This is a genomic window from Streptomyces sp. NBC_01171, from assembly GCF_045039805.1.
Taxonomy (GTDB): Bacteria; Actinomycetota; Actinomycetes; order Streptomycetales; family Streptomycetaceae; genus Streptomyces.
This window is the reverse complement of record NZ_CP108609.1, coordinates 4,337,323-4,363,166: the sequence shown is the minus strand read 5'-3', so window position 1 is coordinate 4,363,166 and position 25,844 is coordinate 4,337,323. Positions and strand designations below refer to the sequence as shown.

Here is a 25,844-nt window from a genome sequence, read left to right as displayed (position 1 = left end):
CAGCGGCCGGACTGCGCGGGCGCCTACGAGGACATGGGCGGCGGCGAGCTGTACTGCGACACCTGCGGGCTGGCCCCCGTGGTCTCCCCGGCGGCCCGACCGGCGCCGGAGCCGGTGGGTTCGGTCGGTTCGGCGCCGACCGGGATCAACGGCGGTGCCACGCGCAGTTCCTCGCAGTCCGCCCGCTCCCGGCGCTCGGTGTCGGGGCGGCTCTCCCGCTCGCTGTCGGGCAAGCCGGGCGGCCGCTCGGTGTCGGTGCGCGGCTCGGGCTCGGCCTCCGGTCCCTCGGGACGCGGGCGGCTGGGCGCCGGGCTGGTCGTGGTGCCGCAGGTGCCGAGGCCCGACCCGCGCGCAATGGTGCTGGACAACCCGGAGGTGCCCGAGCGCAAGCGGTACTGCTCCCGCTCGGACTGCGGGGCGCCGGTGGGCCGGGCGCGCGGGGAACGGCCGGGGCGTACCGAGGGGTTCTGCACCAAGTGCGGGCACCCGTACTCCTTCGTGCCCAAGCTGCGCGCCGGGGACATCGTGCACGGGCAGTACGAGGTGGCGGGGTGTCTCGCGCACGGGGGGCTCGGCTGGATCTACCTCGCGGTGGACCGGGCGGTGTCGGACCGCTGGGTGGTGCTCAAGGGCCTGCTGGACACCGGTGACCAGGACGCGATGGCGGCGGCGATCTCCGAACGCCGGTTCCTCGCGGAGATCGAGCACGCGGGCATCGTCCGGATCTACAACTTCGTCGAGCACCTCGACCAGCGCACCGGCTCGCTCGACGGCTACATCGTCATGGAGTACGTCGGCGGCAAGTCGCTGAAGGAGATCGCCAACGCGCGCCGCACCCCGGACGGCAGGCGGGACCCGCTGCCGGTGGAGCAGGCGTGCGCGTACGGCATCGAGGCGCTGGAGGCGCTCGGCCACCTGCACAGCCGCAACCTGCTGTACTGCGACTTCAAGGTCGATAACGCCATCCAGACGGAGGACCAGCTCAAGCTGATCGACATGGGCGCCGTGCGCCGCATGGACGACGACGAGTCCGCGATCTACGGCACGGTCGGCTACCAGGCCCCCGAGGTCGCCGACGTCGGCCCCTCGGCGGCCAGCGACCTGTACACGGTGGGCCGCACCCTGGCCGTCCTCACCTTCGACTTCCAGGGCTACACCACCGTCTACGCCGACTCGCTGCCCGACCCGGACACCATCGAGGTGTTCCGCCGCTACGAGTCCTTCTACCGCTTCCTGGTCCGCGCCACCGACCCGGACCCGGCCCGCCGGTTCGCCTCCGCGCAGGAGATGGCCGACCAGCTCACCGGCGTGCTGCGCGAGGTCGTCTCGCTGAGCACCGGGCAGGCCCGGCCCGCGCTGTCGACCCTGTTCGGGCCCGAAGTGCGAGTCACGGACGCCCAGTTGTTCCCGACGCTGGACGGCGAGGTGTCCCGCCTCGGCGCCCGCGCGCTGCCCGGCCCGGGTCGTCCGCCGGCCCTGCCGCCCGCGCTGGTCAGACCGGTCGACACCCCGGCCGCCGCGCTGGCGCTGCCCGTGCCGCTGGTCGACCCGAACGACCCGGACGCCGGTTTCCTGGCCGGCCTGAGCGCCTCCGCGCCGGGCGAGCTGCTCAGCGCGCTGGAGGCGGCCCCCGGCCAGGGCGTGGAGACCCGCCTGCGCAGGGTGCGCGCCCGGCTGGAGCACGGCGACCGGGAGGCCGCGCTGGCGACACTGGCCCGGCTGGACGAGGAACGGCCCGACGACTGGCGGGTGGTCTGGTACCGGGGCGTGGCCGCCCTGGTCACCGGCGACTTCGAGAGCGCCGCGCTCTCCTTCGACGCGATCTACGACGCCTTTCCCGGCGAGGCCGCTCCCAAGCTGGCGCTCGGCCTGTGCGCGGAGGTGCTGGGCCAGTTGGACAACGCCGCCGAGTACTACCGGCTGGTGTGGGCGACCGACCCGAGCTTCGTCAGCGCCGCGTTCGGCCTGGCGCGGGTGCGGCTGGCGAGCGGGGACCGGGCGGGCGCCGTACGGACGCTGGAATCGGTGCCGGAGTCGTCCATCCACTACACGGCCGCGCGGGTCGCGGCGGTGCGGGCGCGGCTGCGGCAACGCACGGCGGCCGCGGGTGACGTACCGTTCCTGGACGACCTGACCGCCGCGGCGGGCCAGGTCGAGGCGCTGGACGCGTACGGGCTGGACCCGGCGCGACGCGAGCGGTTGTCGGCCGAAGTCCTCGGCTGCGCCCTGGACTGGATACTCTCCAGGGGTCAGGACACCGCTCGGCCGGTCACCGGCGGGCGGGTGCTGCTCGGCAGCGGTCTGGACGAGCGGGGCCTCCGCTTCGGACTGGAGCGCGCCTACCGCACGCTGGCCCGGCTGGCGCCCGGCGGCGAGGAGAGGATCGAACTGGTGGAACGGGCCAACCGTTACCGCCCCCGGACGTGGGTGTAGTCATGTCACAGATGCCCCAGCAGGCCGCACTGCCCAAGTGCCCGAGCTGCGCGGAGCCGCTCGAACCGGGCGACCTCTTCTGCGGCGTGTGCGGATACGACCTGTCCGCCGTGCCCGCGCCACCCGCGGACCAGCCGACGCTGACCATGACCGGTACGCCGGAGGCGGACGTCGACTGGCCCGAGCCGGAGCCGGCCACCACCGGCGGCACCCACCGGGCCGCCGACGTGCCCGGCACCGACTCCGGCGGCTCCCCGCTGCACGCGCCCGAACCAGCCGCCTCCGGGGTGCGCTTCGACCGGCCCGCCGAGTCCACGGCGCCCAGCGAGCCCGAGGAGTACCCGCTCCAGGCACCCGACCCGCGTGCCGAGGCCCCCGCGCAGGTGTGCGTGGCCTGCCGCGCGGGCCGGGTGGACGGCGACGGCTACTGCGAGAACTGCGGGCACGCCCAGCCCCGCGAACGCGACCACATGGAGCGGGAGTCGGGCCCGGTGGCCGCGATCAGCGACCGGGGCCTGCGCCACCACCGCAACGAGGACGACTTCGCCGTAGCGCACACCGCGCTGCCCGACGGCTCCCCCGCCGCGCTCGCCGTGGTCTGCGACGGCGTCTCCTCCGCGACCCGCCCCGACGAGGCGTCCACCGCCGCCTCGCGGGCCGCCGGGGACGTGCTGCTGGCGGCCCTGCCGCGCGGTATGCATCCGCAGGCGGCGATGCACGAGGCGATCGTGGCGGCCGCGAAGGCCGTGGACGCGCTCGCCGGGGAGCCCGACGGCGCCCGCGAGCACGCCCCGCACCAGAACGCCCCGGCCTGCACGATCGTCGCCTCGGTGGTCGCCTCCGGCCTGCTGGTGGTCGGCTGGGTCGGCGACAGCCGCGCCTACTGGGTGCCGGACGACCGCTCCGCGCCTCCGGCCCGGCTGACCGAGGACGACTCCTGGGCGGCGCAGATGGTGGCGGCCGGCCTGATGAACGAGGCGGAGGCGTACGCCGACGAGCGCGCCCACGCCATCACCGGCTGGCTCGGCGCCGACGCCTACGAACTGGAGCCGCACACCGCGTCGTTCAAGCCCGACCGGGCCGGTGTGGTGCTGGTCTGCACCGACGGACTGTGGAACTACGCCGAGGCGCCCGACGAGATGGCCGAGGTGCTGCCCCCGGACGCGGCGGCCCGCCCGCTGCACGCGGCGCGGGTGCTGGTGGGGCACGCGCTGGACGCCGGGGGCCACGACAACGTAACAGTGGCCGTCGTGCCGTTCCCCACGCCGCCGCAGGGGGCAGGATCGGCCTGAGGCCGTCGCCGCGCGGGTGACCGCGCGCGGACGCGGCGGCCTCGCGCACGGGGAAGCACGGACAGGCACGGGGAAGGACGGGCGGACGCGGAGGGGACCGGTCCGCCCGAACGCACCGCCTCGCGGGGAGCGGGGCGTGTCCGAGGGGGATGTGAACCAGCATGGCCAATTTCGCCAAGCCGGGCGGGCCGCAGTTCTCGGTGGACGTCTACCAGAACGAGTTCCTGCCGGAGGGCGGCCGCGAGGTCAACGCCATCGTGACCGTGACGGCCAAGGGCGGCGGCACGCCCGCCGGGCCGGGCGCCTCGGCCGCCGTGGTGCTCATGGTGGACTGCTCGGGGTCGATGGACTACCCGCCCACCAAGATGCGCAACGCCCGCGACGCCACCGCCGCCGCCGTCGACACCCTGCGCGACGGGGTGCACTTCGGGATCGTCGACGGAACGCATGTCGCCCGCGAGGTCTATCCGGGCGGCGGCCGGCTCGCGGTGGCCGGCCCGACCACCCGCGCCCAGGCCAAGCAGGCGCTGCGCAGGCTGAGCGCGGGCGGCGGCACCGCGATCGGCACCTGGCTGCGGCTGGCGGACCGGCTGCTGGCCGGGGCGGACGTGTCGATCCGGCACGGCATCCTGCTGACCGACGGACGCAACGAGCACGAGTCGGCGGCGGAGCTGAAGGAGACCCTCGACGCGTGCGCGGGGCGGTTCACCTGTGACGCGCGGGGCGTGGGCACCGACTGGGAAGTGAAAGAAGTCACAGGCGTCGCCTCGGCGTTGCTCGGCACCGCCGACATCGTCGCCGATCCGGCCCGGCTCACCGAGGACTTCACCCGCATCATGGAGTCGACGATGGGCAAGGAGGTCGCCGACGTCGCCCTGCGGGTGTGGACGCCGGTCGGCACGCGCATCAAGTTCGTCAAGCAAGTGGCGCCCACGGTCGAGGAGTTGACCGACCGGCGCACCGAGGCGGGCCCGCGTGCCGGGGACTACCCCACCGGTTCCTGGGGCGACGAGTCCCGCGACTACCACCTCTGCGTGGAGGTCCCGGCGGCCGGACTGGGCCAGGAGATGCTCGCCGCCCGGGTGTCCCTGGTGGCGGCCCAACCGGACAGAGAGGTACAGAACCTCGGCGCCCAGGGACTCGTACGGGCGGTGTGGACCGACGACATGGCGGCCTCCACCTCACTCAACTCCCAAGTCGCCCACTACACCGGCCAGGCCGAACTGGCGCAGGCCATCCAGGAAGGGCTGGATCTCCGCAAAGCGGGCGATATGGATGGAGCAACGGCCAAACTGGGACGTGCCGTTCAGTTGGCGGGGGTGTCGGGGAACGCCGATACTGCGAAACTGCTTGCGAAGGTGGTGGACGTGGTCGACGCCCCGACCGGTACTGTGCGGTTGAAGGCGAAGGTCGCGGAGGCCGACGAGATGACCCTCGAGACCCGGTCCACGAAGACTGTTCGCGTCAAGAAGTGACCCTGGTGACAGGGACCCTGTAGACACCGATACCTCAGCAGAAGGGGTACCACCGACATGCCGACCTGCCCGAACGGACACCAGTCGGGTTCCGACGACTGGTGCGAGGTCTGCGGTCACCGCATGGCCGGTGCCGTGCCTCCGCCCCCGCCCCCGTCCGGCGGCGGCTACGGGTTCCCGCCGCCCCGCTCCGAGGGACGCCCCTCCCCCGGCGCACAGGCCGAGCTGTGCCCGCAGTGCCGTACGCCCCGCGAGGGCGGCGCGCCCTTCTGCGAGGAGTGCCGGTGGAACTTCCTGACCAACACCGCCACCTCGTACACCCCGGCGGCCCCGCCCCGGCAGCAGCAGCCCCGCTACCAGCCGCCGAGCCAGCCCTTCGGCGGCGGCGGTGACGGGTACGAGTACCAGGGCTCGCGGCCCTCGCAGGTGAACCGGCCGGCCGAGCCGATACCCCCGTTCGACAGCGAGCCCTCGGGCCCGACGCCGTTCGGCAACGAGCGCCGTCCGGCGTCCCCGCCGCCGCCCACCTCGGGCGGTCCGTCCCCGTTCGGCGAGCGCCGTCAGGGGCCTCCGCCGGGGTTCGGCGGGGGGCCGGGGCAGGGTCCGGGTCAGCAGGGTGGGCCTGGTCAGCAGGGTCCTGGGCCGCAGGGCCGGCCCGGAGGGCCTGGGCCGGGTCCGCAGGGTCCGGGTGGTCCCGGCTACGGCGGTCCGGGTGGTCCCGGCCGTCCCGGTGGCCCCGGCACGCAGGGTGGCCCCGGCGGCCCCGGCAGCCCGTCCGGTCAGGGCGGCCCCTCGGGTCCCCCGCCGTTCGGGCGTGAGCCCTCCGCCTTCGGCGCCGCCCCCTCCCGGCAGGCTCCTCCGCCGTCCGCGCCGTCCGGCTTCCCGCAGGAGACCGGCCGCACCCCGGCCGGCGGCCCGTCCTTCGCCGACGACGACTGGGTGATCCCCCCGCCGCCGTCGAACAACGGCCCGTCCGGCGGTCCCGGTGGCGGCTACGGATACCCGCAGCCCGGCACCGGCCAGAACCAGGGCTACCCCCAGGCTCCGCAGGCCCCGCAGGGCCCCGCGACCTGGACCGCGACCATCGGCCCGGACCGCGACTACTTCATGGCGATGATGCAGCGCTCGGGCCCCGAGGCCGCGGGCCTGAACCTGCCCGCGTACTCGCCCGAGCAGCAGCGCACGCTCACCGGCAACCAGGTCACCATCGGCCGCCGCCGGCACTCCACCGGTGACACCCCGGACATCGACCTGTCGGTGCCGCCGGAGGACCCGGGTGTCTCCCACCAGCACGCGGTGCTGGTGCAGCAGCCGGACGGCGGCTGGGCGGTCGTGGACCAGAACTCGACGAACGGCACCACGGTCAACGGCTCCGACGAGCCGATCCAGCCGTTCGTGCCGGTACCGCTCCAGGACGGCGACCGGGTGCACGTGGGCGCCTGGACGACGATCACCGTCCACCGCGGCTGACCAGGACGTTCACGGCAGCGGCCAGGCGTGGCGGCCCTCCGGGTCGTCCAGCCAGGCCCAGGCGCGCGGGCCGCTGACCGTGACGCCGTACCGTTCGCGGTCCGGCATGCCCGCGTCCTCCCACAGCACGTATGCCCGCGTGGGCTCCAGGGCGCCCCGGACGAGCCCGAGCAGGAAGCGGAACGACTCCTGCTCCCGCGCCCACCCCGGCAGCCCGCGCGTGGACACCGGCTGGGCGGGCGCCCCGCTCTCCCCGCGCAGCGGCACGAAGTAGGCGCCGGTGCGCAGGAAGCGGCCCTCGGCTCGGCCGGCATCGTCGACGTCCAGCGCGAGCAGTCCGTTGTTCAGCGGGGCGATGATCCGGGCGCCGGGCGCGCACTGGGCGATCCAGGGGCGCGGCACCGTGGGCAACATGCAGGTGGCCATGATCCGGTCGTAGGGGGCGTGCGCGGGCACCCCGTGCGCCCCGTCGCCGGTGACCACCACCGGGTGGTACCCGGCCCCGGCCAGGTGCTGCCGGGCGGGCTCGGTGATCTCCGGTTCCATGTCGACCGTCGTGACCAGGGAGTCGTCGCCGAGGCGGTGGGCGAGCAGGGCGGCGTTGTAGCCGGTGCCGGTGCCGACCTCCAGCACCCGGTCACCGTCCCGGACCCCCAGCGCGACCAGCATCCGCGCCATCAGCGAGGGCTGGCTGCTGGAGGAGACCAGCTCGCCGTCGTGCAGCCGGGTGGCCAGGGGTGCGTCCGCGTAGGCGCCGCGCGCCCAGCGCTCCCGCCCGGCCGGGTCGGGGTCGTCGGCCGCGTACCGCTCGTAGCCGCCGAGGACGCCGACGTAGTAGTACGGCACGAACAGGTGCCGGGGCACCTCGGCGAACGTCTCCCGCCACACCGGGTCCGTGCGCCAGGCGCCGTCGCGGTCGATCTGCCGGATCAGCGCGGCCCGCGCCTCGGCGGCCACCCGGGTCAGCTCGGAATCGTAGGCGCCCATATGTCCACAGTAGGCACGATCCGGGGGCGGCAGCGGCGGACGGTGGCCGGTCCTAGGCCTTGAGTCCTGGGCCCTGCGGTCTGAGACCATGGACGGGTGAACGAGATCCGACGTGGCACGCTTCAGGAGCAGACCTTCTACGAGCAGGTCGGCGGGGAGGAGACCTTCCGCCGGCTGGTCCGCCGTTTCTACGAGGGCGTCGCCGAGGACCCGCTGCTGAGGCCCATGTACCCGGAGGAGGACCTCGGGCCGGCCGAGGAGCGGCTCACCCTGTTCCTGATCCAGTACTGGGGCGGACCCACCACCTACAGCCAGGAGCGCGGCCACCCCCGGCTGCGGATGCGGCACGCCCCGTTCGCCGTGGACCGGGCCGCGCACGACGCCTGGCTGAAGCACATGCGGGACGCGGTGGACGAGCTGGAGCTGTCCGAGGAGCACGAGCGGACGCTGTGGAACTACCTGACGTACGCGGCGGCGTCGATGGTCAACACGGCGGAGTGAACGGGGCTCTGTGAGCGGGTCTTCGTGGACGGGGCTCTGTGAACGGGGTGTTCAGCGCACCGTGACGCCGAGTGCGCCCAGGCCCGCGCGCCGTACAACGATCGACCCGTAGGGGGTGCGCAGCCGCAGCCACGCCCCGGAGGAGAACAGACCGGTCTCCTCGGCCGTGGCCGGGTCCGGGGGCCGCAGGAAGCCCAGCGAGTGCGCCGCGTGCACGGCCCGCACCGGGAGCCGGGTGGGGCCGACCTCGCGGGACCAGATCTCCCGCCCGATCCGGTCCAGCTCGGCGCGGGTGCGCTCCTCGGGCGCCAACTCCTCGGTACGGGCCCGGAATTCGGCGACCGACTGGGCCACGGTCCGGTGCAGTGCGGCCGGCCCGGGCAGCCCCGGCTCGGGCCGCCAGCCGCCGCGCGGCGGCAGGACCCCGGCCCACGGGGGCCCGGTGACGGCGGCGGGTACGACGGCCGTGGCCGCGCGTTCGTCCACCGACTCCAGCAGTTCGCCGGCGGAGACGGTCATGTCGAGGGCGGCGTCCAGCCCGTCCTCGTACGGCTTGGCGAGGCGTACCGCGCGGACGGCCAGCACCTCGAAGGAGGGCGGGCGTCCGAACACGGCGAGCGCGGTCCCGGTGGCCTGGAGGCGTACCGCGGCCGCGCGGTCGTAGCGGAGCAGCCGGGTGAGGAAGGCGGCGAGGTCGGCCGCCTCCGTCTCGTCGGCGAGGTGGAGCACCGTCATGCGGCGACGGCCTTCTCCTCGGCGGACTCGTCCCGGTACTCCTGGAGGAACTCCCGCTCCTCCGCGGTGATCCGGCGCGGCCGCTGGCCCTCGAAGTCGAAGGGCACGACGACGGTGGAGGCCCGTACGTACACGGTGTCCGCGTCCTTCACCTCGTAGGTGATGGTGAAGGACGCGGCCCGGATCTCGGTGATCCACAGCTCGACGTCCACCGGGTGGTGCCGGTGGACGAGCTGCCGTTTGTAGTCGATCTCGTGGCGCGCCACGACCGAGCCCTGCTGGAAGTCCTTGTCCGGGCGGAACAGGAAGTCGATACGGGCTTCCTCCAGGTAGCGGAGGAACACCACGTTGTTGACGTGGCCGTACGCGTCCATGTCCGCCCAGCGCAGGGGGCAGCGGTAGATGTGGCGCAAGGTGCGATCAGCCCCGGGTCAGCTTCTTGTAGGTGGCGCGGTGCGGACGCGCGGCGTCGGCGCCCAGCCGCTCGATCTTGTTCTTCTCGTAGGACTCGAAGTTGCCCTCGAACCAGAACCACTTGGAGTCACCCTCGTAGGCGAGGATGTGCGTGGCGACCCGGTCCAGGAACCAACGGTCGTGGGAGACCACCACGGCGCAGCCGGGGAAGTCCAGCAGCGCGTTCTCGAGGCTCGAGAGGGTCTCGACGTCGAGGTCGTTGGTGGGCTCGTCGAGGAGCAGCAGGTTGCCGCCCTGCTTGAGGGTGAGCGCCAGGTTCAGGCGGTTGCGCTCACCACCGGAGAGCACGCCGGTCGGCTTCTGCTGGTCCGGGCCCTTGAAGCCGAACGCGGAGACGTAGGCGCGGGACGGCATCTCGACCTGGCCGACGTTGATGTAGTCGAGCCCGTCGGACACGACCTCCCACAGCGTCTTCTTGGGGTCGAGGTTGGCGCGCGTCTGGTCGACGTAGGAGATCTTGACGGTCTCGCCGACCTTGATGGCGCCGGAGTCCGGCGTCTCGAGACCCTGGATCATCTTGAACAGCGTGGTCTTGCCGGCGCCGTTCGGGCCGATGACGCCCACGATGCCGTTGCGCGGCAGGGTGAAGCTCAGGCCGTCGACGAGGATCTTCTCGCCGAACGCCTTGTTGAGGTCGTTGACCTCGACGACGATGCTGCCCAGACGCGGGCCCGGCGGGATCTGGATCTCCTCGAAGTCCAGCTTCCGCATCTTGTCGGCCTCGGCCGCCATCTCCTCGTAACGGGCGAGGCGGGCCTTGGACTTGGCCTGGCGGCCCTTGGCGTTGGACCGCACCCACTCCAGCTCTTCCTTGAGCCGCTTGGCGCGCTTGGCGTCCTTCTGGCCCTCGACCTTCAGACGCGTCTGCTTGGTCTCCAGGTAGGTGGAGTAGTTGCCCTCGTAGGGGTAGGCGCGGCCGCGGTCGAGCTCGAGGATCCACTCGGCGACGTTGTCCAGGAAGTACCGGTCGTGGGTGATGGCCACGACGGTGCCCGGGTACTTGGCGAGGTGCTGCTCCAGCCAGTTCACCGACTCGGCGTCGAGGTGGTTGGTGGGCTCGTCGAGGAGCAGCAGGTCGGGCTGCTCCAGGAGCAGCTTGCAGAGCGCGACGCGGCGCTTCTCGCCACCGGAGAGGGTGGTGACGGGCCAGTCGCCGGGCGGGCAGCCCAGGGCGTCCATGGCCTGCTCGAGCTGGGCGTCGAGGTCCCAGGCGTTGGCGTGGTCCAGCTCCTCCTGCAGCTTGCCCATCTCGTCGAGCAGCGCGTCGGAGTAGTCGGTCGCCATCAGCTCGGCGATCTCGTTGAACCGGTCGAGCTTGCCCTTGATCTCGGCGACGCCCTCCTGGACGTTCTCCAGGACGTTCTTGTCCTCGTTCAGCGGGGGCTCCTGGAGCAGGATGCCGACGCTGTAGCCGGGGGAGATGAAGGCGTCACCGTTGGAGGGCTGCTGCAGTCCCGCCATGATCTGCAGCACGGTCGACTTACCGGCACCGTTCGGACCGACGACGCCGATCTTCGCCCCCGGCAGGAAGTTCAGGGTGACGTCGTCGAGGATCACCTTGTCGCCGTGCGCTTTGCGCGCCTTGCGCATGGTGTAAATGAACTCAGCCAAGAGAAACCGTCCGGCAACTTGAAATCTGGCAGTGGGCAGATACACCCCATCTTGCCGTACGGCCACCCCTGGGAGGAAACGCGTGACCCCAGGACGCTCTGACATGGGGTTCCGCGGGTAGCGGCTCCGGCTCGGCTGTCACTGTCGGTCGTCCTCGGTCGGCCTCGGGCGCCCTCGCACGGCCCAGAGACGGCCCAGCGGGGCCAGGAGAAATGAGTCGCCCTCGTTGTCAGTGGGTGGGGCTATGGTGCGTCCGCCATCGAGGGCAACGCTTTGGGGAGGGCTGCTTTGGGAGCCAAGACGGGACTGCTGGTGTACGCCGACGGCGACGTGCCGGGGGTGCTGCGACGAGCGGGGGCAGCGGACCTTGATCGGACCGTCACGATGATGCGGCGGCTCTACCCAGGCTGGCAGATCGAGGAGTGCGAGGGCTCGACTCTCTGGGACGGCGTGTACCCACCGAAGGGGACGACGTACGCGGCCAGCTGGCCTGGCGTGGACGTCATCGGTGATCAGAGGGTGATGATCGATGCCCCCTCCCAGCTTCCCGAACACCTCGTGGCGGCAAGCGCCGGCCGACGGCTCGTCCTGCACGCCATGCACAGCGTCGTCGACTGGCTGGCATTCGCCGTGTGGGAGGACGGGCGTCTCGTCCGTTCCATGAGCCTGTCTCCGGACAGCGGCATCATCGAGAACATGGGCGAACCGCTCCCCTTTGAGCTGCCCTACTGGGCCGGAGACCGCCCGGCCGACGTCATCTCCTGGCCGGACGAGGACGAAGAGCCGTACCCGCTGCCGTTCCCCCCCTTGAAACTGGGCGAAGAGGCACTGCGAGCGCTGTGCGGGTTCACCCAGGAGGGTCGCCCCGAGCCGGACGACGTCGACGCAGACAACATCCGACTGCACGGCTTCCAGGTGCGGGACCCGCACGGTCCTGCCCCCGCGGAGCAGGAAGCGCAGCTGCAAAGGGCCATGGAAGCCATGGGACCGCCACGCGTGTACACGTTCGACCCCGACGGCTCGCTGATCGAGCGCGACGGCCCTTAGCTCACGACCTCTTCCTCCCGAAGCAACTTGGGTGGGCCTCCGGCCTTAGGCTGATGTGCTGCTCACCTGCGCCGATGGTCCACTGACGTCCGCGCTCGTCCGCCGGTGTTCGTCGGCGTTGTCACGCAGTTAGACACTCAGCCTTGCTCCATCTGCCGTGTGGAAACACCGGTGCAAGGGCGCTGACGGCCGTCCTACCATGAGGCTGCCTGCGTCGGCCGGCGCGCTGTAGACCCGCAGCACCGGCCCGTTGTGGAGGGGACCAGCCCGTTCGAGCCGGGCCAGGTGGGCTGACATCTGCTGAGCGGTTCGTTACGAGGTTCGCCAATGCCTCAGGGTGGGGCCATGGAACGGGAGCAGCTCGAACGGCTGCTGGGCGGCGGCGACGACACGTCGGCGGCCGCTCTCGCTGCACTCCGCGCCGACGCTTCATACGTCGTCTGGGACGGAATGACCTCACCCAAGGCACTCGCGACGGTCTACGGGCGCCGACTCCGTCACACCCTTCGGAAGGGCATCGAGACTTCCGGCTTGGCCCAGGCCGTGCAACGCCTCGACCTATACAGCCGACCGGTTCGACTGGGGCAGATCAGGACTGCCGACGGATCGTGGATCTTCATGCTGTTTCTCGACGCGGACGGCAGCACGCTGTTGGCGTGCACTGGCGTTCGGCGATCTCAACCAGGCTCGGCACGACCAGACACCTGCTGAACCGGCGCACGGCCAAACACGCTTTCCAAGTCTGTTGGCGCCTAGTAGCCGCGCGTACAGGGCCGTTCACCTGCGTTCATGGGTGGCCTGGCTACGGGAAGGACCCGGCACACGGTCTCGTCCGAGCAACGGTGAACGGGGCTGAATGAGACGGAAACTGAGACGGCCGCACTCTTCACCGCGGCACGGGGGACGACCCGCGGCCAGTTGCCGGAGCCACCGTCATTCGTGGAGCTAAGCAGCCTTGGGTCGCGCCGCACGTACGCCCGAGGCGGGCTCCTGTGCGTCCTCCAGCGGCAAGGTCTCGTCTTCCCCGAAGTCAGGGGCCTGGAAGGGCTTGGTCGTCGGAGGCGGCGATGTCGCAGTGGCGCAGCGGGGTTGCCCTTCCAGGGCGGAAAACAGTGACGTCAGGTCGATGAGAGGACTCTCTTTCGTTACAGGTCCCTGAATGGGCCTGGTGTGCCGTAACCGGGCACAGCGGTTCTACAGCTTGGTCATCTTGGCGTACGGGCTCAAGATCCGCATTTGCGCCGAGCGGAAATCCACGAGCGCCGCGACTCCATCCTCGATGCCGACTACTCGGCCGAGGCCGTACACGTCGTGTGTGACCTGGTCGCCCACGGCGAAGTGCTTGGGAGCCGGTGTGACCGGGGCCTTGAAGGGACTGGTCGGCAAATGACGCTTCGGCGCAGCAGGCTTTGTCATGACTCAGTATGAGCCTACGTGTATCCCGTTCGCTGTGGCCGTCGGCACAGATCCGGACGAGAACAACCGCATCATGCCGCTGACCTGGGGTTTCGAGACGCGGTGAGGCGAAACTGGACCGCAGGTCCCCTTCACTGACCGTGGCTACCCCCGCATCTCGCACGGTTGCACACGAACCTCAGCCGACGGCAGCCAGCCACGATGGAGCCCAGTCGCGCTACCGGTTCGTGTTGCCTACCAGAGCAAGCCGCGACGGCCGGCTCGGGCTAGCTAGCAGCTTCGTGGACCTCAGCTTGGGAAGCTTCGGTCATCTACAGGTGGCTTGCTGGGATGACCTGCGGTGGAGCGCTGGCAGGGCCAGTCTGGCCGGCGAAGTGGGTGCCCGTCATTCCCCGTGCTTCCCCGCACGTTCTGGCACGGGTGTGGCACGGGACGTTGGCTGCGCCATGGGTCTCCTCGAAAGCTATGATCCGCTGCCGACCCGCTGCTCCTGGCGGACAGGCGGGTCTTTCGAGGGGATTACGTGATCAAGCGAGTACACAGCGTCGCCGGGATGGCCCTGGTGACAGCCGTCGCCTTGTCCGGATGCGGCGGTACGAAGTCCGAGGAAGCGAAGCCCCCCTCGAGACATAAAGCGACGGCGACGGCAAGCTCAGACAGCCGGACCGTCACGCCCAGCACCGAGGGCGCCAACGACGAAGTCGATCCGTCACTCGCTGGCAACTGGGTCTATCTCGATCGCGGAGACTTCGCCAGACTCCTCATCGATGGCCGGCAAGTCAAACTGCTCGGCAAACACCACTGTCGAGGCAAAGCCTCCAAAGAGGACGGACTGCACGTCATCAGCGTTAAGTGCGATGACGGCAATACCGACCGGACTGTGGGGCGGGTGTACGGGCTGACCCAGGACGCCATGACCGTCGACTGGGAAGGGTTCGGAGCAGAGATTTTCCACCAGACCAAGCCCACGACTGGCAAGGGCCGTACGGGCGAGTAAGGCTGCCGGCCTGTGGCCGACGATGGCGAGAGGTTGGCTCCGAGACTTTGGGCGGGAGCTGCCATGGGGCGAGTGATCATGGCCCCGTAAGCTTCCGGCGAGTCGGGCAGTCTGTGGACCTGCCCGACAGGGTGAGATCTTCGGCCTGGCCGTCGACAGCATCGGAGACCTGGGCTGGGTCTATGTCCGGCAGCAGGTAAAGAAGGTACGCGGCACGCTGGTCTTCGCCCCGCCCAAGCGCGGCAAGCTCCGCGACGTTCCCCTCGACCCGGAGGTGTCGGCGGCGCTCCGCGAGCACATGGCGCGCTTCCCGCCGGTCGACGTGACCTTGCCCTGGCTGACTCCGGCCGGACCGAAGATCACGCACCGGCTCGTCTTCACCAGCAGCATCGGCGCCGCCATCTGGAGCCAGGGGTTCAACGACCAGGCATGGAAGCCTGCGCTGGCCTCCGCCGGCGTCATCCCGACCCCGGAGAAGGGGGAGCGCTACGCGGCGGCCCGTGAGCACGGGATGCACGCATTACGGCACTTCTACGCCTAGGTGCTCTTGGACGCCGGGGAGAGCATCAAGGCCCTGAGCCTCTACCTCGGTCACAGCGACCCAGGGTTCACCCTTCGGGTTTACACCCACCTCATGCCGTCCAGCGAGACGCGAACCCGGAAGGCCATCTCCTCGATGTACCGGGCCGCCGGTCAAACCCATGACAACTCTGAAGTGGCTCAGGCCGCCTGACGCCGCCCCTCACCAGTGGGAAACACACCGGTGAGGGGCCTTTCATAGGCAGCGCTGGGGTCCGCTCAGGCGCCAGACTCACGCCGGCGCCGGTACTCCTCCAACCAACTCAGCATGGTTCTACAGCTCCGCACGTAATTGAGCGCTGCTGATCGGCTCACAGTCTCTCCGCGTCGTTCGTGTGCAGCATCGTTCCTGAGACGGCGAAGGTCGTGAAGCGAGTGCTTGACATCGTGCGGGACACCAGGCAATGAGTCGATGACTCTTCCAATCGGCCGCAGTTGGGATGCCGCGCCACCAGGTGCGAGATCATAGAGAAGCTGTTCGATGGGCTGCCAAGCCGCAAGCATTCCGGCTGAGGGGCTGAGAGCTGCCATCAGCTCTGGGGTGCTCCAGTGCATCTCCGACAAGGACGCTCCCTCGTTGGAACGCTCAAAGAGACGACGCCTCTCATCCTCATAGGCCAGCTCCCGTTCTTCAACCGCTTGAATCCGCAAAGCTTCGTACCGTTGCGCTTCGGCTTCTACGACTTCTGCAGCCTCATGCTCGATTTGATGCGCTTGTTGGTTCTCCGTCCGGGTCCCAGTCTGTCGACCACCCTCTGTGGACGCCTCGCCAGGTTCCTCCGCAACCCCCTGGGTATCCCGTTGGGCCTGCCGAACAGCTGCCTCGGTCTCAGCGCTGATCTCGGCGACTTCATCCGAGAACTCGGCGTCCACACCAGGGGCACTCAGCGTACGGATTCGCCTGATCAGTCGAGCGATCTCCGGCTTGAACCGAAATGCAACGATGAGGAAGACGACAGGCCATACAAGAGCCTTGAGGTAGTCGAGGACCAAGCGCGCGATCTCCACGCGCACATCATCGCCGATTGGACTTACTCACGGGCGCGATTCCCGTAGGACGGTCCGGAGACGGCCCAAGCTGCCTGACACGGCCCCTCATCGGCAAAGAAACCGCTGGTGAGGGGCCTGTTGATGCCCTCTCGCGGCAAGTAACACCCCATCTTGCCGTACGGCCACCCCTGGGAGGAAACGCGTTCCTTCGGGGGGCTGTGAGCTGGGGGTACTTGTCAGGCAGGGCACGATGGGGCGGCGCTCATCGAGTCGGAGATGACGGAACACGGACCCTGGTGGTCAGGAAACGTCTACTTCCACCTGCCCCAGGACGGCTGACGCAAGGCGCAGCCGTCACTCCCCCGCCTTGTTCTCCCGCCCCCGCAGAATCACCAGCACAGCCCCGCCGATGACAACCAGCCCGATAGCCGCCCCCGTGATCACCGGCGTCAGCGCGGACCCACCGGTCGCCGCCAGGTCCGTCCCCCCAGGGGCCTCGTCCGGCAGGGTGACCGGGGTCGGCTCGCTCAGGGTCTGGGCGGAGGCGGCCGTGGCCGGGCCCTGGGTGGCGCAGTCGAGGACGCCCGTGAAGCGCTGGGTGAAGCTGCCCGGGCCGGTGACGGTGAAGTCGTAGGACTGGTCCTCCTTCAGGGGGACCGTGATCGTGTCGGCCTTGCCGGGGGCGACCGTGTGGGACGTGCCCATCAGGTCGAAGGTGAACGGCTCGTCGCCCTTGTCGGCGACCGTGACGTCCACCCCGCCCTTGGCACAGTTCTTGCGGGCCGAGATCGCCGGTACGGCACCCTCGGCCGCCCAGGACGCGTCGACCGTCGCGGAGACCGTGGACTCGCTGGAGCCGGCCAGGATCTGCGTCTGGCTGCGCGACTCGGAGGCGAAGGCGCGGCCCACCGGGACGGTGGTGGACGCCTGCACGGCCACCTGCACCGCGGCGTCCGGCGCGCCCTCGGGTATGTCGAAGTACAACTGGCTGCCGTCGTGCGCCGAGGTGATCACCTTGCCGGTGCGGTCGATGATCCGCATCCCCTCGGCCGCCGCGTCCGCCGGAGGCGAGACGATCACGCCGGCGGCGTCGGTGTGCACGGTCACCGGTCCCAGCAGGTCACCGGGGCGGCCGGAGACCGCGGGCGGGTCCAGCGTGAGCGAGGCCCGGGGCTCGGCCGCGGGGCGGGCGCTCTTCTCCAGGTAGTCCGCGAGCTTCTCCGCCTGCGGGTCCACCGCGTCGACCTTCGCCGCGTCCGAGTAGCGCCAGATGGCCACCTGCGTCCCGGCCGCCGCGTCCTGCTCGGTCAGCCCGGTCGCGCCGGCCTTGCGGGCGAGCGCGTCCAGGTCGTTCACCTGCGGGTACGAGTTCTGGAGTATCCAGCGGATGCGCCCGGCGTCCGGGTTGGCGCCCAGCGAGGTGCCGCTCCAGGGGGTCTCCTGGTACTTGGCGTCGCGCTGGGTGGGGTTGTGCAGGTCGACGCAGTACGTCTGGAGGGTGCCGCCGCCGTCCACGGACATGTCGAACAGGCCGGCCGGTACCCGCAGGTCGGTGCCACCGTCCTCGTGGATCACGGCCTCGCCGTACGCCTTGAGGCCGTTGATCGTGGCCGTCGCCCCGTTCTGCGCCTGCGGTCTGCCGTCGGCCAGGGCCGTACCGGCGCCGGACAGCACGCCCGCCGCCGCCAGCCCGCAGGCCAGAGTCAGGGCGCCGGCCCTCACGGGCGCGGTGGACCGGGTGAACCCAGAGAACGCAGAAAGCACAGAATTCCCCTTCGAGCAGGACCCGTTGGACTTGGGGGGCGGTCCCACCAGCAGAAATCACCAACCCCTAGGGGGTACGCCTGGGCATCCTATGGATCAACGGAGCCCCCACCCGGCGGTCGGATGGTCGTACGGCTGATCCGAGCTGTAATCGTTATCGCCAGCGCGCGTCTTGAGCTGGGCTTATCGACAAATCCACTGGTTTGGACGGGTTGTTCGCGGCGCATTCGCCGATAAGCCACGTCTCGGTCAGACGGTGGGTGACGTCATGTCACCAACACTGCCTTCGCGTCCTGTTGAGCCTCCGATGCCGCAGGAGGCGGTGTCTCCCACTGCGGCTCCGGACGCGTCTCCGCCCGAGGTGGTGTCTCCGGTTTCGCCGAGCGCCGGAACGCGGCCGTCCCCCGCGTCAGATCGTGGCCGATCGTCACCGCGTCGATGTCCGCCGACGCCCATGCCTGCTGCTGTCCCTCGCGCATCTCGGTCCGCACCTTCAGCCGGCCCTGCACCACGAGCGGCTGCCCCACCTCCACCGACGCGGCCACGTTGACCGCGAGCTGCCGGTTGGCCCACACCGTGAAGAAGTTGGTGTGCCCGTCGGTCCAGACGTTCTTCTCCCGGTCCCAGTACCGCGCGGTCACCGCGAGCCGGAACCGGGCCGACGGGCCGTTCGGCAGCTCTCGATACACCGGCCGCGTCGCCACATTGCCCACCACGCACAGCACGGTCTCGTTCATCGTGATCCCCTCCCTCGCCCGACGCTCATCGCCGGGCCGCCGGTGCCGCGACGAGCCTGTCCCGTACGGCTTCCTGTGCCGTGCGGCGCGCACCGGTCTCACTCGTGGCGCGCCGCACGACCGCCGATCACGAAGCCCGCCCATCCCCCCACTTCCTCACCGGGTCGGGCAGGCGGTGCGATCGCCGTGGCACCAGACTGCCCCCACCCCCGCCGATCCCGCCGGGCGCTGTGGACGACCACCCGCTTGTGGACAACTCCGTCACCCGATCAGGTGGTCCCGCCCTCCACAGGCCGCCACAGCCCACCCCGCAGAGCCCTACCGCCCGGCCCCCACCCCCGCGATCCGCCCGTACTGCTCCCGCACCTCCCGGTACCGCAACAGCTCCGCCGCCACCGGGTCCAGCACCCGAGCCCGTCCACAGCTCGCCGCCGCCTCCCGCAGCCGGCGCTCCGCCTCCTGCCCGTACCGCCGCGCAGGCCCCCGCGCCGCCAGCCGGCAGCCCCACTCCACCAGCGGCCCGCCCACGATCCCGCACAGCATCAGCAGCACCGGCACGCCCAGGTTCGGCGAGAGCACGCCCGCGATCTGCCCGACCAGCCACGCACCGCCGACGATCTGGAGCAGCGTCATCGCCGCCTGCACCAGCACCGCCACCGGCCACCAGCCCGGCCTGGGCGGGCGTCCCGGCGGCAGCCCCGCCTGGCCCGCCAGCTCGTCCAGCGACTCCGACAGCCCCTGCGACCCGCGTACGGCCGCCTCGCGCACCGCCTGCGCCCAGGGCGTGGGCAGCTCGGCGGCGGCCTGGTCGGACACCGTACGGACCGCCTGTTCCACCCGCTGGCGTGCGGTCGCCTCGGCGTCCGTCTGTTGGCGCACCGGCAGGCTGCCGGTCTGCGGGCCGCCGCGGTCCTGGTACCAGCGCCACAGCCGCAGCCAGGGCGTACCGCAGGCGCGGTTGGCGCTGCGTAGCCAGGCGCGTTCGGCGGCCTCCCCGGCGGCGGTGGCGCCGACCGCGTCCGCGAGCCGCCCGGAGAACTCCTCCCGCGCCTCCTCGCTGAGCCCGACGCCCTGCCCGGCGGCGTACACCGGCCGCAGGTCTGCGGCGGCCGCGTCCACGTCGGCCGAGACCCGGCGGGCCGCCGCGCCCCGCTCGGCCACGATCTTGGCGAGCACCTCGCGCAGGTCGGCGACGCCGTCCCCGGTGAGCGCGGAGAGGGCGAGGACGGTGGCGCCGGGTTCGTCGTACTCGCCGAGCGCGATGCCGTCCTCGTCCAGCAGGCGGCGCAGGTCGTCGAGGATCTGCTCGGTCGCCTCCGCGGGCAGCCGGTCGGTCTGGTTGAGGACGACGATCATCACCTCGGCGTGGCCCGCCATCGGCCGCAGATAGCGCTCGTGCAGCACGGCGTCGGCGTACTTCTCCGGGTCGACCACCCAGATGACCGCGTCGACCAGCTTGAGGACCCGGTCGACGTGCTCGCGGTGCTGTACGGCGGCGGAGTCGTGGTCGGGCAGGTCGATCAGGACAAGACCGCACAACTGCGCCTCGGCCTCGGCGCTCTGCAGGGGGCGGCGGCGCAGCCGGCCGGGGATGCCGAGGCGGTCGATCAGGGTCGCGGCGCCGTCGCTCCAACTGCACGCGATGGGCGCGGCGGTCGTCGGACGGCGCACGCCGGTCTCGGAGATGGGCACCCCGGCGAGCGTGTTGAACAACTGCGACTTGCCGCTGCCGGTCGCGCCCGCGATGGCGACGACGGTGTGCTGCCCGGACAGCTTGCGCCGCGCGGTGGCCTCGTCCAGGACGCGGGCGGCCTCGGCGAGGGTCTGGTTGTCGAGGCGGGCGCGGGACAGTCCGACGAGTTCGCGCAGCGCGTCGAGGCGGGAGCGCAGCGGGCCGTCGTAGGCCAGCGGCGCCGGAGGGCCGCTCGTCGCGCCGCGCGCGGGGGCCTCCGGGGGCGCGGCGCCCTCGGTGACGCGGCGGGCGATGAGGCCGTCGTCCCAGGAGACCTCGTCATCGGGATGCTGATCAGCCTCCACGCGCGCGTGCGGCTCCTCGTCGGCGGGGCCCGTGTCGTCGACGTGATCCATCTGGTCCTTCTGGGCGGCGGCGGTCACCGGTCACCTCTCCTTCTGCAGTACGGACAGCGCGGCGATGAGCTCGGCCTGCGACTCGGCGTGGACGTCCAGGGCGTCGATGGGGGCGAGGCGGCGCTCGCGTTCGGCGTGCAGGACCCGGTCGACGTGCTCGGTGAGCAGGCGCCCGGCTCGGTCACGCAGCCGCAGCGCGCCGTGCGCCCCGATCCGCTCGGCCAGCCCCTCGCCCGCCGTGCGCGCCCGGCGTCCGCCGAGCACGACGGCCGCGGCGAGCGCGGCGACCGTCTCGGCGTCGGGGGCGTTGCCCCGCTCCAGCTCGCGGACCTGGTCCTCGGCGTACTCCTCCAGCTCGCGCCGCCAGCGCCGTACGGCGAGGCCGATGCGGTGCTCGGCGCTCTCGGCGGAGAGGTCGCGGTCGGCGAGTTCCGGGGCGCGGGCGGCGGGTTCGCGGCGCCAGGACTCGTCGACGCGCTCGTCGGCGGCGGTGACGGCGCACAGCAGCAGCGCGCCGAGGCTCTCGGTGAGGGCGTCGAGGAGTTCGCCCGCGGTGCAGTCCAGCGGGAAGGCGCGCCAGCGTTTGAGGGCGTCGCCGGCGAGGACGGTGCCGGACTGGAGCCTGCCGCGCACGCGCGCGTGCTCGCTGTCGTAGGCGCCGTCCACGGCGGAGGTGAGGCGGAGGGCGGCCGCGTACTGGGCGGCCGCGGCGCTCGCCAGCTCCGGCATGCGGGAGGCCAGCGAGTCGAGCAGGCCGTACGCCGTACGGGTGAGGGCGCTGCGACGGGCGCCGGGGTCCTGGGCGTGGTGATGCAGCCAGGTACGCAGTGAGGCGACGGCGGAGGCGGGCAGCAGGCCGCCGCCCCAGGCCGACTCGGGCAGCTCGGGCACGGTGAACCGGGGCACCTCGCCGAGCCCGGCCTTGGTGAGCAGGGCGCCGTACTGGCGGGAGACCTCGGCGACGACCTGGTGCGGGACGCGGTCCAGGACGGTGATCAGGGTGGCGCGGTACTCCTTGGCGGTGCGCAGCAGGTGCCAGGGGACGGCGTCGGCGTACCGGGCGGCCGTCGTGACCATGATCCAGATGTCGGCGGCGCAGATGAGCTGGGCGGCGAGTACGCGGTTGTCGGCGATCAGCGAGTCGACGTCCGGCGCGTCGAGCAGCGCGAGCCCGCGCGGGAGGGTTTCGGCGGTCTCGACGCGGAGCACGCGCGCGTGGTCGTCGACGGGCGTGTCGCTGTCCTTGGCGGGTTTCTCCTGGTGGGGCACCCAGCGGCGGGTGAGGTCGGGCAGTACGCGCATGCCGCTGAACCAGTGCTGGTCCTCCGGATGGCAGACGAGTACGGGAGTACGGGTGGTCGGCCGGAGCACGCCCGCCTCCGTGACCCGCCGTCCCACCAGGGAGTTCACCAGGGTCGACTTGCCGGTCCCGGTCGATCCGCCGACGACGGCCAGCAGGGGCGCCTCGGGCGAGCGCAGCCGGGGGACGAGATAGTCGTCCAGTTGGGCGAGCAGCTCGTCCCGGTTGGCGCGCACGCGCGGGGCTCCCGCCAGGGGGAGCGGATAGCGTGCGGCGGCGACACGGTCGCGCAGAGCAGCGAGTGCGTCGAGTAGCTGAGGGCGTACGTCCAAGGTCACCACATGCGAAGAATGCCCAATTTTAGGGGAATTCTGAAGCATATGGACATGCCTGCGCGCCGAAGGGACAGACCGGACGGAAGGGATGACTGGGACGCGGGCCCCCTCCCGGCATAACGAGTGCACAACACCCGGCGCGTCAGGGCGCAAAAGCGATGCATGATTCGTACCCGCCTGCGATTATCTTGACCGCTTCACCGAACCTCCACATCGAGCCACGGAGGCGCGGCGACGGGGTCAAGGAACGGGGAGCTTTATCCTTGACCCGCACCAGGCCCCCGTAGCTCAGTGGATAGAGCAGGCGCCTTCTAAGCGCTTGGCCGCAGGTTCGAGTCCTGCCGGGGGCGCGTTTCCGGCCCTCCCTCGGGAGGGCTTTTCGCTGGTCGGGGGCGGTTTCTTCGGACGATCACATGAGCCTTCAGAGTCCGCCGCATGACCACCGACGGCGTCCCCGCGTGTCCCGAGTGCGGGCAGCCCATGAAAGCCGGCGGCCTCGTGCTTTCGAGGCGGGCGGACGACGGTCGGCGCCGGTCCCTCTGGCGGTGTGCCCCTCCTCCGGCCGGTCGACAGTTCCGGTGAGCCGGGCATGTCACACGCCGCGGCCATAATCCGTCTACCTCCCGGAAGGAATGTCGACCGGTGAGGAAGTGGGACAGTTGGACCTCGCTCTGTGGATCAGTGCCTGGACGCTGGCCGTCGTGGCTCTCGTCGGGGGTGTCAGCAAGACCTTCGTGCCGAAGGAGAAGCTGGCCGCCGCGCATGGGGGCGGGTGGACCGAGGGGGTCGGTGCCCGGAGCGTCAAGGCGCTCGGGGTGCTCGAACTGCTCGCCGCCGTCGGGCTCGTAGTCCCAGCCCTCCTCGACCGCGTGCCCGTCCTCGTCCCCGTGACCGCCGCCTGCTGGGTGCTGTTGATGATCGGGGCGATGCTCACCCACGGCCGGCGCCGCGAGTTCGGGTTCGTGGCGCTGAACCTGGCCTACCTCGCGCTCGCCGCCTTCATCGCCTGGGGGCGCATCGGGCCGGAGTCCTTCACCGGCTGAGGGTCCACCTCCCTCAAGGGACACATCCTCCCGAATCCCCCCACTCAAGATTCACCCCCCGTAAAAGGGTGATCCCCCACCTTTCCCCCGTGACCCCCTCCCCCGCCCGCCGTTGTACGGGAAGTGCGGTGGTGATCCCTGCCGCCTCCCCTCCCCCCGAGCGACATAAGGAGAACGTGATGTCTCGCATTGCGAAGGCAGCCGTCGTGGCCCTCGGCACCGGTGCCGTCATGGTCGGTGGCGCCGGTCTGGCGCTGGCCGACGCGAACGCCGGGGCCGCGGCCGTCGGCTCGCCCGGCGTGGGCTCCGGCAACGCGATCCAGGTTCCGGTCAACATCCCCGTCAACCTGTGCGGGAACACCATCGACGTGGTCGGCCTGCTGAACCCGGCCTTCGGCAACACCTGCGCCAACGTCGGCGAGCCCACCGAACCCACCGAGCCCACGCCGGTGGAGGAGACGCCCGAGGGCGGTTACGGCGACAGCGGCTACGGCAACTGACGTCTACCCTCCGCGAAGAGCCCCGGCCCCCTGAGCGCCGGGGCTCTTCGCGTGCCCGCCCGCCTCAGGCGTACCGATAGATCCCGCTCACATCCTCCAGCGAGTCCGGCGTGACGTTCCACGGCGGCATCCTGTCCAGCCGCGCGACGACCCGCCCGCGCTGCTTGTCACCGGGGCCCGGCTGGGCGGCCGGCAGGTAGCGGTGGCTCTTGTGCGCCTGCTGCCACCGGTACCACTGGTAGTCCAGGAAGGCGTGGTGCAGCCAGAACACCGGGTCGTTGACCGACGCCCCGCCGAGCATCACCCCGCCGACCCACCGGTGCACCCGGTTGTGGTTGTGCCAGGAAGCGCTGCCGCCGCCCGTCCCCCACCCCTCCAGCTTGTTGCGGAAGCCCCGCGTGACGGTCGAGTCCCACGGGGAGACGTCGTATGCCGGATCGTCCAGCGCCCACTGCAGTTCGCTCCTGGTGGGGAGCTGGATCGGAGAGGCGGCGCGGCCGAGGTCGCGGGTGAGGTACCTGCCGTCGGTGATGCCCTCCTTGATGGTCCAGTGCCCGGCCGCGTACGCGAACGGCCCGGTGGTCACCTGCCGGTCACTCCTGCGGCCGTTGCCGCCGAGGAGGTCCTTGGTCCAGGGCACCGACGTCGTGCCGCGGTCGCGGGTCCAGTCCCAGTACGGCACGGTCACCGAGGAGTCCACCCGGCGCAGCGCCCGCTCCAGCTCCAGCAGGAAGCGCCGGTGCCAGGGCAGGAAGGAGGGGGCCATGTGGGCGGCGCGCAGGCCCTTCTCGCCGTCCGCCGTGTAGTAGTCGATGTGCGTCCGCACGAAGTCGTCGTACTCGCCGCGCCGTTTGACCTCCAGCAGGGCGTTGACGAAACGCCGCTTCTCGCTCGCGGTGAGCGCGGCGGCGTTCTTACGCACGTACGCCATGCATGCCCCCCATCCCGTGTCCCGCGTGCTCGCCGCCGACCGGTCCGGGGGCCATCTCGCGCAGCCGCTGGCCGGGACCGATCTCGTCCGCGGCGGCACGGGCCGCCTCCAGCGGGGTGGCGTACGAGGTGTAGTGGTCGACCATGCTCATCCAGGTGCCGTCGGCGCGGCGCATCAGGTGCAGCGGGCGTCCGTCGAGGGTGATCTGCCACTCGTCCCCGCCCGCCCGGCGCGCGGCGGCCGGGACCAGGAAGCCCTGGATGCGGTGGCCGCGGTAGGTCTCGTGGAAGGTGTTGCCCTCCGGGTCCCCGGCCAAGGGCAGGGGACGGGAGGCGGCGACCACCGGCGCCAGTCCCAGAGCGGCCACCGAGGCCAGCAGGCCGCGGGTCACCTCCCGCCGCGAAGGTCTACCCTCTCTGACCTGCCGTTCCGTCCCCACGGCCACACCACCGGCACCGACGACCATCGCTCACTCCCTCGTCCGCAATCGGGCTTGTCCACAGCGGTAACCGCGCGGGGGCGCTCGGGGTCACCGCACAGCGGCCATCCGGGTAGGCGACGGAGGGTCAGCGCAGGCTGCGCGCCGGGAGCATGACGTGGGCGGCGGTCATCAGGGTCTCCTCGGCGCCGGCGAAGGCGGCCAGCGCGGCGGGGTCGACGGTCACACCGGGGCGGCCCTCGGGCCAGGCGCGGGTGGTGAAGACGAGGTAGGCGTGTCCGCGCCGGGCGACGGCGTCCAGCCACTCCGGCGGGGCGCCGGCCTGGGCGACGAGCTGGGGCATCCGGACGACGGCCTGGCCTGCCTCGACGAGCAGGGAGACGGGGAGGCTGGGCCGGGTGGCGCCGTCGATGACGGTGCCGATGGTCAGGCCGTTCATCTCCAGGAGCTGGGTGACAGCGGCCGAGGTGGCGCGCGGTCCACCCTCGGCGTCCCCGAGGGAGTACGCCAGCAGATAGGGCATGTCGCCGCCGTCGGGGGCCTCGCCGCTCCAGGCCAGGACGACGAGGGTGCCGAGGTCGGCGGCGCGGAAGGCTTCGCTTGTGGTTGAGGTCACCGCGCGACCCTATCCACGGCCGACGGGCCGACCGGGGGGCCGCTCACTCGTCCGGGGGACGGCCGGGAGGTGCTCCACACGATC

Annotated in this window: 23 protein-coding genes, 1 tRNA gene and 1 pseudogene; 12 read left to right on the top strand and 13 right to left on the bottom strand. The window is 71.5% G+C overall.

Annotated features, from left to right (window positions below):
* Window positions 1–33: 33 nt before the first annotated feature.
* The 4 genes from OG448_RS20115 to OG448_RS20100 all read left to right on the top strand — a co-directional run bounded on the left by OG448_RS20115 (window position 34) and on the right by OG448_RS20100 (window position 6,670).
* Window positions 34–2,433 carry a tetratricopeptide repeat protein gene (locus OG448_RS20115; RefSeq protein WP_405558865.1) on the top strand — a complete coding sequence of 800 codons (2,400 nt, stop codon included), beginning with the start codon at window positions 34–36 and terminating at the stop codon, window positions 2,431–2,433.
* Between the two features lie 2 nt (window positions 2,434–2,435).
* On the top strand, window positions 2,436–3,725 hold the full coding sequence (locus OG448_RS20110) for a protein phosphatase 2C domain-containing protein (protein WP_405555687.1): 1,290 nt from the start codon (window positions 2,436–2,438) through the stop codon (window positions 3,723–3,725).
* A gap of 161 nt (window positions 3,726–3,886) precedes the next feature.
* On the top strand, window positions 3,887–5,200 hold the full coding sequence (locus OG448_RS20105) for a vWA domain-containing protein (protein ID WP_405555685.1): 1,314 nt from the start codon (window positions 3,887–3,889) through the stop codon (window positions 5,198–5,200).
* 57 nt (window positions 5,201–5,257) lie between these two features.
* The gene (locus OG448_RS20100; RefSeq protein ID WP_405555683.1) at window positions 5,258–6,670 is read left to right on the top strand and encodes an FHA domain-containing protein; all 1,413 of its coding nucleotides are present in this window, start codon (window positions 5,258–5,260) and stop codon (window positions 6,668–6,670) included.
* 9 nt (window positions 6,671–6,679) lie between these two features.
* On the opposite strand, the gene OG448_RS20095 is transcribed toward OG448_RS20100, so the two are convergent.
* Window positions 6,680–7,657, bottom strand: a complete 978-nt coding sequence (locus OG448_RS20095; protein WP_405555681.1) for a methyltransferase domain-containing protein — start codon at window positions 7,655–7,657, stop codon at window positions 6,680–6,682.
* Window positions 7,658–7,753: 96 nt separating this feature from the next.
* On the opposite strand from OG448_RS20095, the gene OG448_RS20090 reads away from it, so the two are divergent.
* The gene (locus OG448_RS20090) at window positions 7,754–8,158 is read left to right on the top strand and encodes a globin (protein ID WP_030813992.1); all 405 of its coding nucleotides are present in this window, start codon (window positions 7,754–7,756) and stop codon (window positions 8,156–8,158) included.
* Between the two features lie 51 nt (window positions 8,159–8,209).
* On the opposite strand, the gene OG448_RS20085 is transcribed toward OG448_RS20090, so the two are convergent.
* The 3 genes from OG448_RS20085 to ettA are packed head-to-tail and all read right to left on the bottom strand — an operon-like array spanning window position 8,210 to window position 10,978.
* Window positions 8,210–8,893: a hypothetical protein gene (locus tag OG448_RS20085; protein ID WP_405555679.1), complete on the bottom strand. Its 684-nt coding sequence runs from the start codon at window positions 8,891–8,893 to the stop codon at window positions 8,210–8,212.
* Window positions 8,890–9,306, bottom strand: coding sequence for an acyl-CoA thioesterase (locus OG448_RS20080; RefSeq protein ID WP_405555677.1), 417 nt, complete (start codon window positions 9,304–9,306; stop codon window positions 8,890–8,892). The genes OG448_RS20085 and OG448_RS20080 overlap by 4 nt, the downstream gene beginning before the upstream one ends.
* A gap of 7 nt (window positions 9,307–9,313) precedes the next feature.
* The gene (gene ettA, locus OG448_RS20075) at window positions 9,314–10,978 is read right to left on the bottom strand and encodes an energy-dependent translational throttle protein EttA (RefSeq protein ID WP_030813984.1); all 1,665 of its coding nucleotides are present in this window, start codon (window positions 10,976–10,978) and stop codon (window positions 9,314–9,316) included.
* A 288-nt stretch (window positions 10,979–11,266) separates the two neighbouring features.
* On the opposite strand from ettA, the gene OG448_RS20070 reads away from it, so the two are divergent.
* Together OG448_RS20070 and OG448_RS20065 are read left to right on the top strand one after the other, a co-directional pair.
* Window positions 11,267–12,025 (top strand): DUF6928 family protein, encoded by a 759-nt coding sequence (locus OG448_RS20070; RefSeq protein WP_405555675.1) that lies wholly within the window; start codon window positions 11,267–11,269, stop codon window positions 12,023–12,025.
* A gap of 345 nt (window positions 12,026–12,370) precedes the next feature.
* On the top strand, window positions 12,371–12,736 hold the full coding sequence (locus tag OG448_RS20065) for a hypothetical protein (protein ID WP_405555674.1): 366 nt from the start codon (window positions 12,371–12,373) through the stop codon (window positions 12,734–12,736).
* Window positions 12,737–13,219: 483 nt separating this feature from the next.
* Here OG448_RS20065 and OG448_RS20060 read toward each other — a convergent pair whose 3' ends face one another.
* Window positions 13,220–13,441 carry a hypothetical protein gene (locus OG448_RS20060; protein WP_405555672.1) on the bottom strand — a complete coding sequence of 74 codons (222 nt, stop codon included), beginning with the start codon at window positions 13,439–13,441 and terminating at the stop codon, window positions 13,220–13,222.
* 523 nt (window positions 13,442–13,964) lie between these two features.
* Here OG448_RS20060 and OG448_RS20055 point away from each other — a divergent pair.
* Window positions 13,965–14,438 carry a hypothetical protein gene (locus tag OG448_RS20055; RefSeq protein ID WP_405555671.1) on the top strand — a complete coding sequence of 158 codons (474 nt, stop codon included), beginning with the start codon at window positions 13,965–13,967 and terminating at the stop codon, window positions 14,436–14,438.
* 106 nt (window positions 14,439–14,544) lie between these two features.
* Window positions 14,545–15,171: pseudogene (locus OG448_RS20050) on the top strand (tyrosine-type recombinase/integrase); the annotation flags it as partial.
* A gap of 65 nt (window positions 15,172–15,236) precedes the next feature.
* Here the strand turns inward: OG448_RS20050 and OG448_RS20045 are convergent.
* From OG448_RS20045 to OG448_RS20025, 5 genes are all read right to left on the bottom strand, one after another.
* Window positions 15,237–16,025, bottom strand: a complete 789-nt coding sequence (locus OG448_RS20045; RefSeq protein ID WP_405555669.1) for a hypothetical protein — start codon at window positions 16,023–16,025, stop codon at window positions 15,237–15,239.
* A gap of 336 nt (window positions 16,026–16,361) precedes the next feature.
* A complete protein-coding gene (locus OG448_RS20040; RefSeq protein ID WP_405555668.1) occupies window positions 16,362–17,771 on the bottom strand; it encodes a TQXA domain-containing protein in 1,410 nt (469 codons plus the stop codon).
* 266 nt (window positions 17,772–18,037) lie between these two features.
* Window positions 18,038–18,508 carry a single-stranded DNA-binding protein gene (locus tag OG448_RS20035; protein WP_405555666.1) on the bottom strand — a complete coding sequence of 157 codons (471 nt, stop codon included), beginning with the start codon at window positions 18,506–18,508 and terminating at the stop codon, window positions 18,038–18,040.
* Window positions 18,509–18,826: 318 nt separating this feature from the next.
* A complete protein-coding gene (locus tag OG448_RS20030) occupies window positions 18,827–20,596 on the bottom strand; it encodes a GTPase (protein ID WP_405558863.1) in 1,770 nt (589 codons plus the stop codon).
* Window positions 20,597–20,626: 30 nt separating this feature from the next.
* Window positions 20,627–22,237 carry a dynamin family protein gene (locus tag OG448_RS20025; protein WP_405555664.1) on the bottom strand — a complete coding sequence of 537 codons (1,611 nt, stop codon included), beginning with the start codon at window positions 22,235–22,237 and terminating at the stop codon, window positions 20,627–20,629.
* A gap of 271 nt (window positions 22,238–22,508) precedes the next feature.
* Between OG448_RS20025 and OG448_RS20020 the strand changes: the two genes are divergently transcribed.
* The 3 genes from OG448_RS20020 (at window position 22,509) to OG448_RS20010 (ending at window position 23,774) form a co-directional block, all read left to right on the top strand.
* Window positions 22,509–22,581: transfer RNA gene (locus tag OG448_RS20020), tRNA-Arg, on the top strand.
* A 309-nt stretch (window positions 22,582–22,890) separates the two neighbouring features.
* On the top strand, window positions 22,891–23,274 hold the full coding sequence (locus tag OG448_RS20015; protein ID WP_405555662.1) for a DoxX family protein: 384 nt from the start codon (window positions 22,891–22,893) through the stop codon (window positions 23,272–23,274).
* Between the two features lie 179 nt (window positions 23,275–23,453).
* A complete protein-coding gene (locus tag OG448_RS20010) occupies window positions 23,454–23,774 on the top strand; it encodes a chaplin family protein (RefSeq protein ID WP_391291857.1) in 321 nt (106 codons plus the stop codon).
* 64 nt (window positions 23,775–23,838) lie between these two features.
* Here the strand turns inward: OG448_RS20010 and OG448_RS20005 are convergent, their stop codons facing one another.
* From OG448_RS20005 to OG448_RS19995, 3 genes are all read right to left on the bottom strand, one after another.
* Complete coding sequence (locus OG448_RS20005; protein WP_405555660.1) at window positions 23,839–24,705, bottom strand: tyrosinase family protein; 867 nt, start codon at window positions 24,703–24,705, stop codon at window positions 23,839–23,841.
* Window positions 24,689–25,171: a tyrosinase family oxidase copper chaperone gene (locus OG448_RS20000; RefSeq protein ID WP_405555658.1), complete on the bottom strand. Its 483-nt coding sequence runs from the start codon at window positions 25,169–25,171 to the stop codon at window positions 24,689–24,691. Before OG448_RS20000 ends, OG448_RS20005 begins: the two co-directional genes overlap by 17 nt.
* Before the next feature lie 100 nt (window positions 25,172–25,271).
* Window positions 25,272–25,760, bottom strand: a complete 489-nt coding sequence (locus OG448_RS19995) for a DUF5949 family protein (protein ID WP_405555656.1) — start codon at window positions 25,758–25,760, stop codon at window positions 25,272–25,274.
* Window positions 25,761–25,844: the final 84 nt, after the last annotated feature.

Excerpts from the sequence above, each read along its gene's own strand:
- OG448_RS20115 (WP_405558865.1), top strand. The coding sequence starts at position 34 with ATGGGCGGCGGCGAGCTGTACTGCGACACCTGCGGGCTGGCCCCCGTG.
- OG448_RS20110 (WP_405555687.1), top strand. The coding sequence starts at position 2,436 with ATGTCACAGATGCCCCAGCAGGCCGCACTGCCCAAGTGCCCGAGCTGC.
- OG448_RS20105 (WP_405555685.1), top strand. The coding sequence starts at position 3,887 with ATGGCCAATTTCGCCAAGCCGGGCGGGCCGCAGTTCTCGGTGGACGTC.
- OG448_RS20100 (WP_405555683.1), top strand. The coding sequence starts at position 5,258 with ATGCCGACCTGCCCGAACGGACACCAGTCGGGTTCCGACGACTGGTGC.
- OG448_RS20095 (WP_405555681.1), bottom strand. The coding sequence starts at position 7,657 with ATGGGCGCCTACGATTCCGAGCTGACCCGGGTGGCCGCCGAGGCGCGG.
- OG448_RS20085 (WP_405555679.1), bottom strand. The coding sequence starts at position 8,893 with ATGACGGTGCTCCACCTCGCCGACGAGACGGAGGCGGCCGACCTCGCC.
- OG448_RS20065 (WP_405555674.1), top strand. The coding sequence starts at position 12,371 with ATGGAACGGGAGCAGCTCGAACGGCTGCTGGGCGGCGGCGACGACACG.
- OG448_RS20060 (WP_405555672.1), bottom strand. The coding sequence starts at position 13,441 with ATGACAAAGCCTGCTGCGCCGAAGCGTCATTTGCCGACCAGTCCCTTC.
- OG448_RS20035 (WP_405555666.1), bottom strand. The coding sequence starts at position 18,508 with ATGAACGAGACCGTGCTGTGCGTGGTGGGCAATGTGGCGACGCGGCCG.
- OG448_RS20030 (WP_405558863.1), bottom strand. The coding sequence starts at position 20,596 with ATGGATCACGTCGACGACACGGGCCCCGCCGACGAGGAGCCGCACGCG.
- OG448_RS20010 (WP_391291857.1), top strand. The coding sequence starts at position 23,454 with ATGTCTCGCATTGCGAAGGCAGCCGTCGTGGCCCTCGGCACCGGTGCC.
- OG448_RS20005 (WP_405555660.1), bottom strand. The coding sequence starts at position 24,705 with ATGGCGTACGTGCGTAAGAACGCCGCCGCGCTCACCGCGAGCGAGAAG.
- OG448_RS20000 (WP_405555658.1), bottom strand. The coding sequence starts at position 25,171 with ATGGTCGTCGGTGCCGGTGGTGTGGCCGTGGGGACGGAACGGCAGGTC.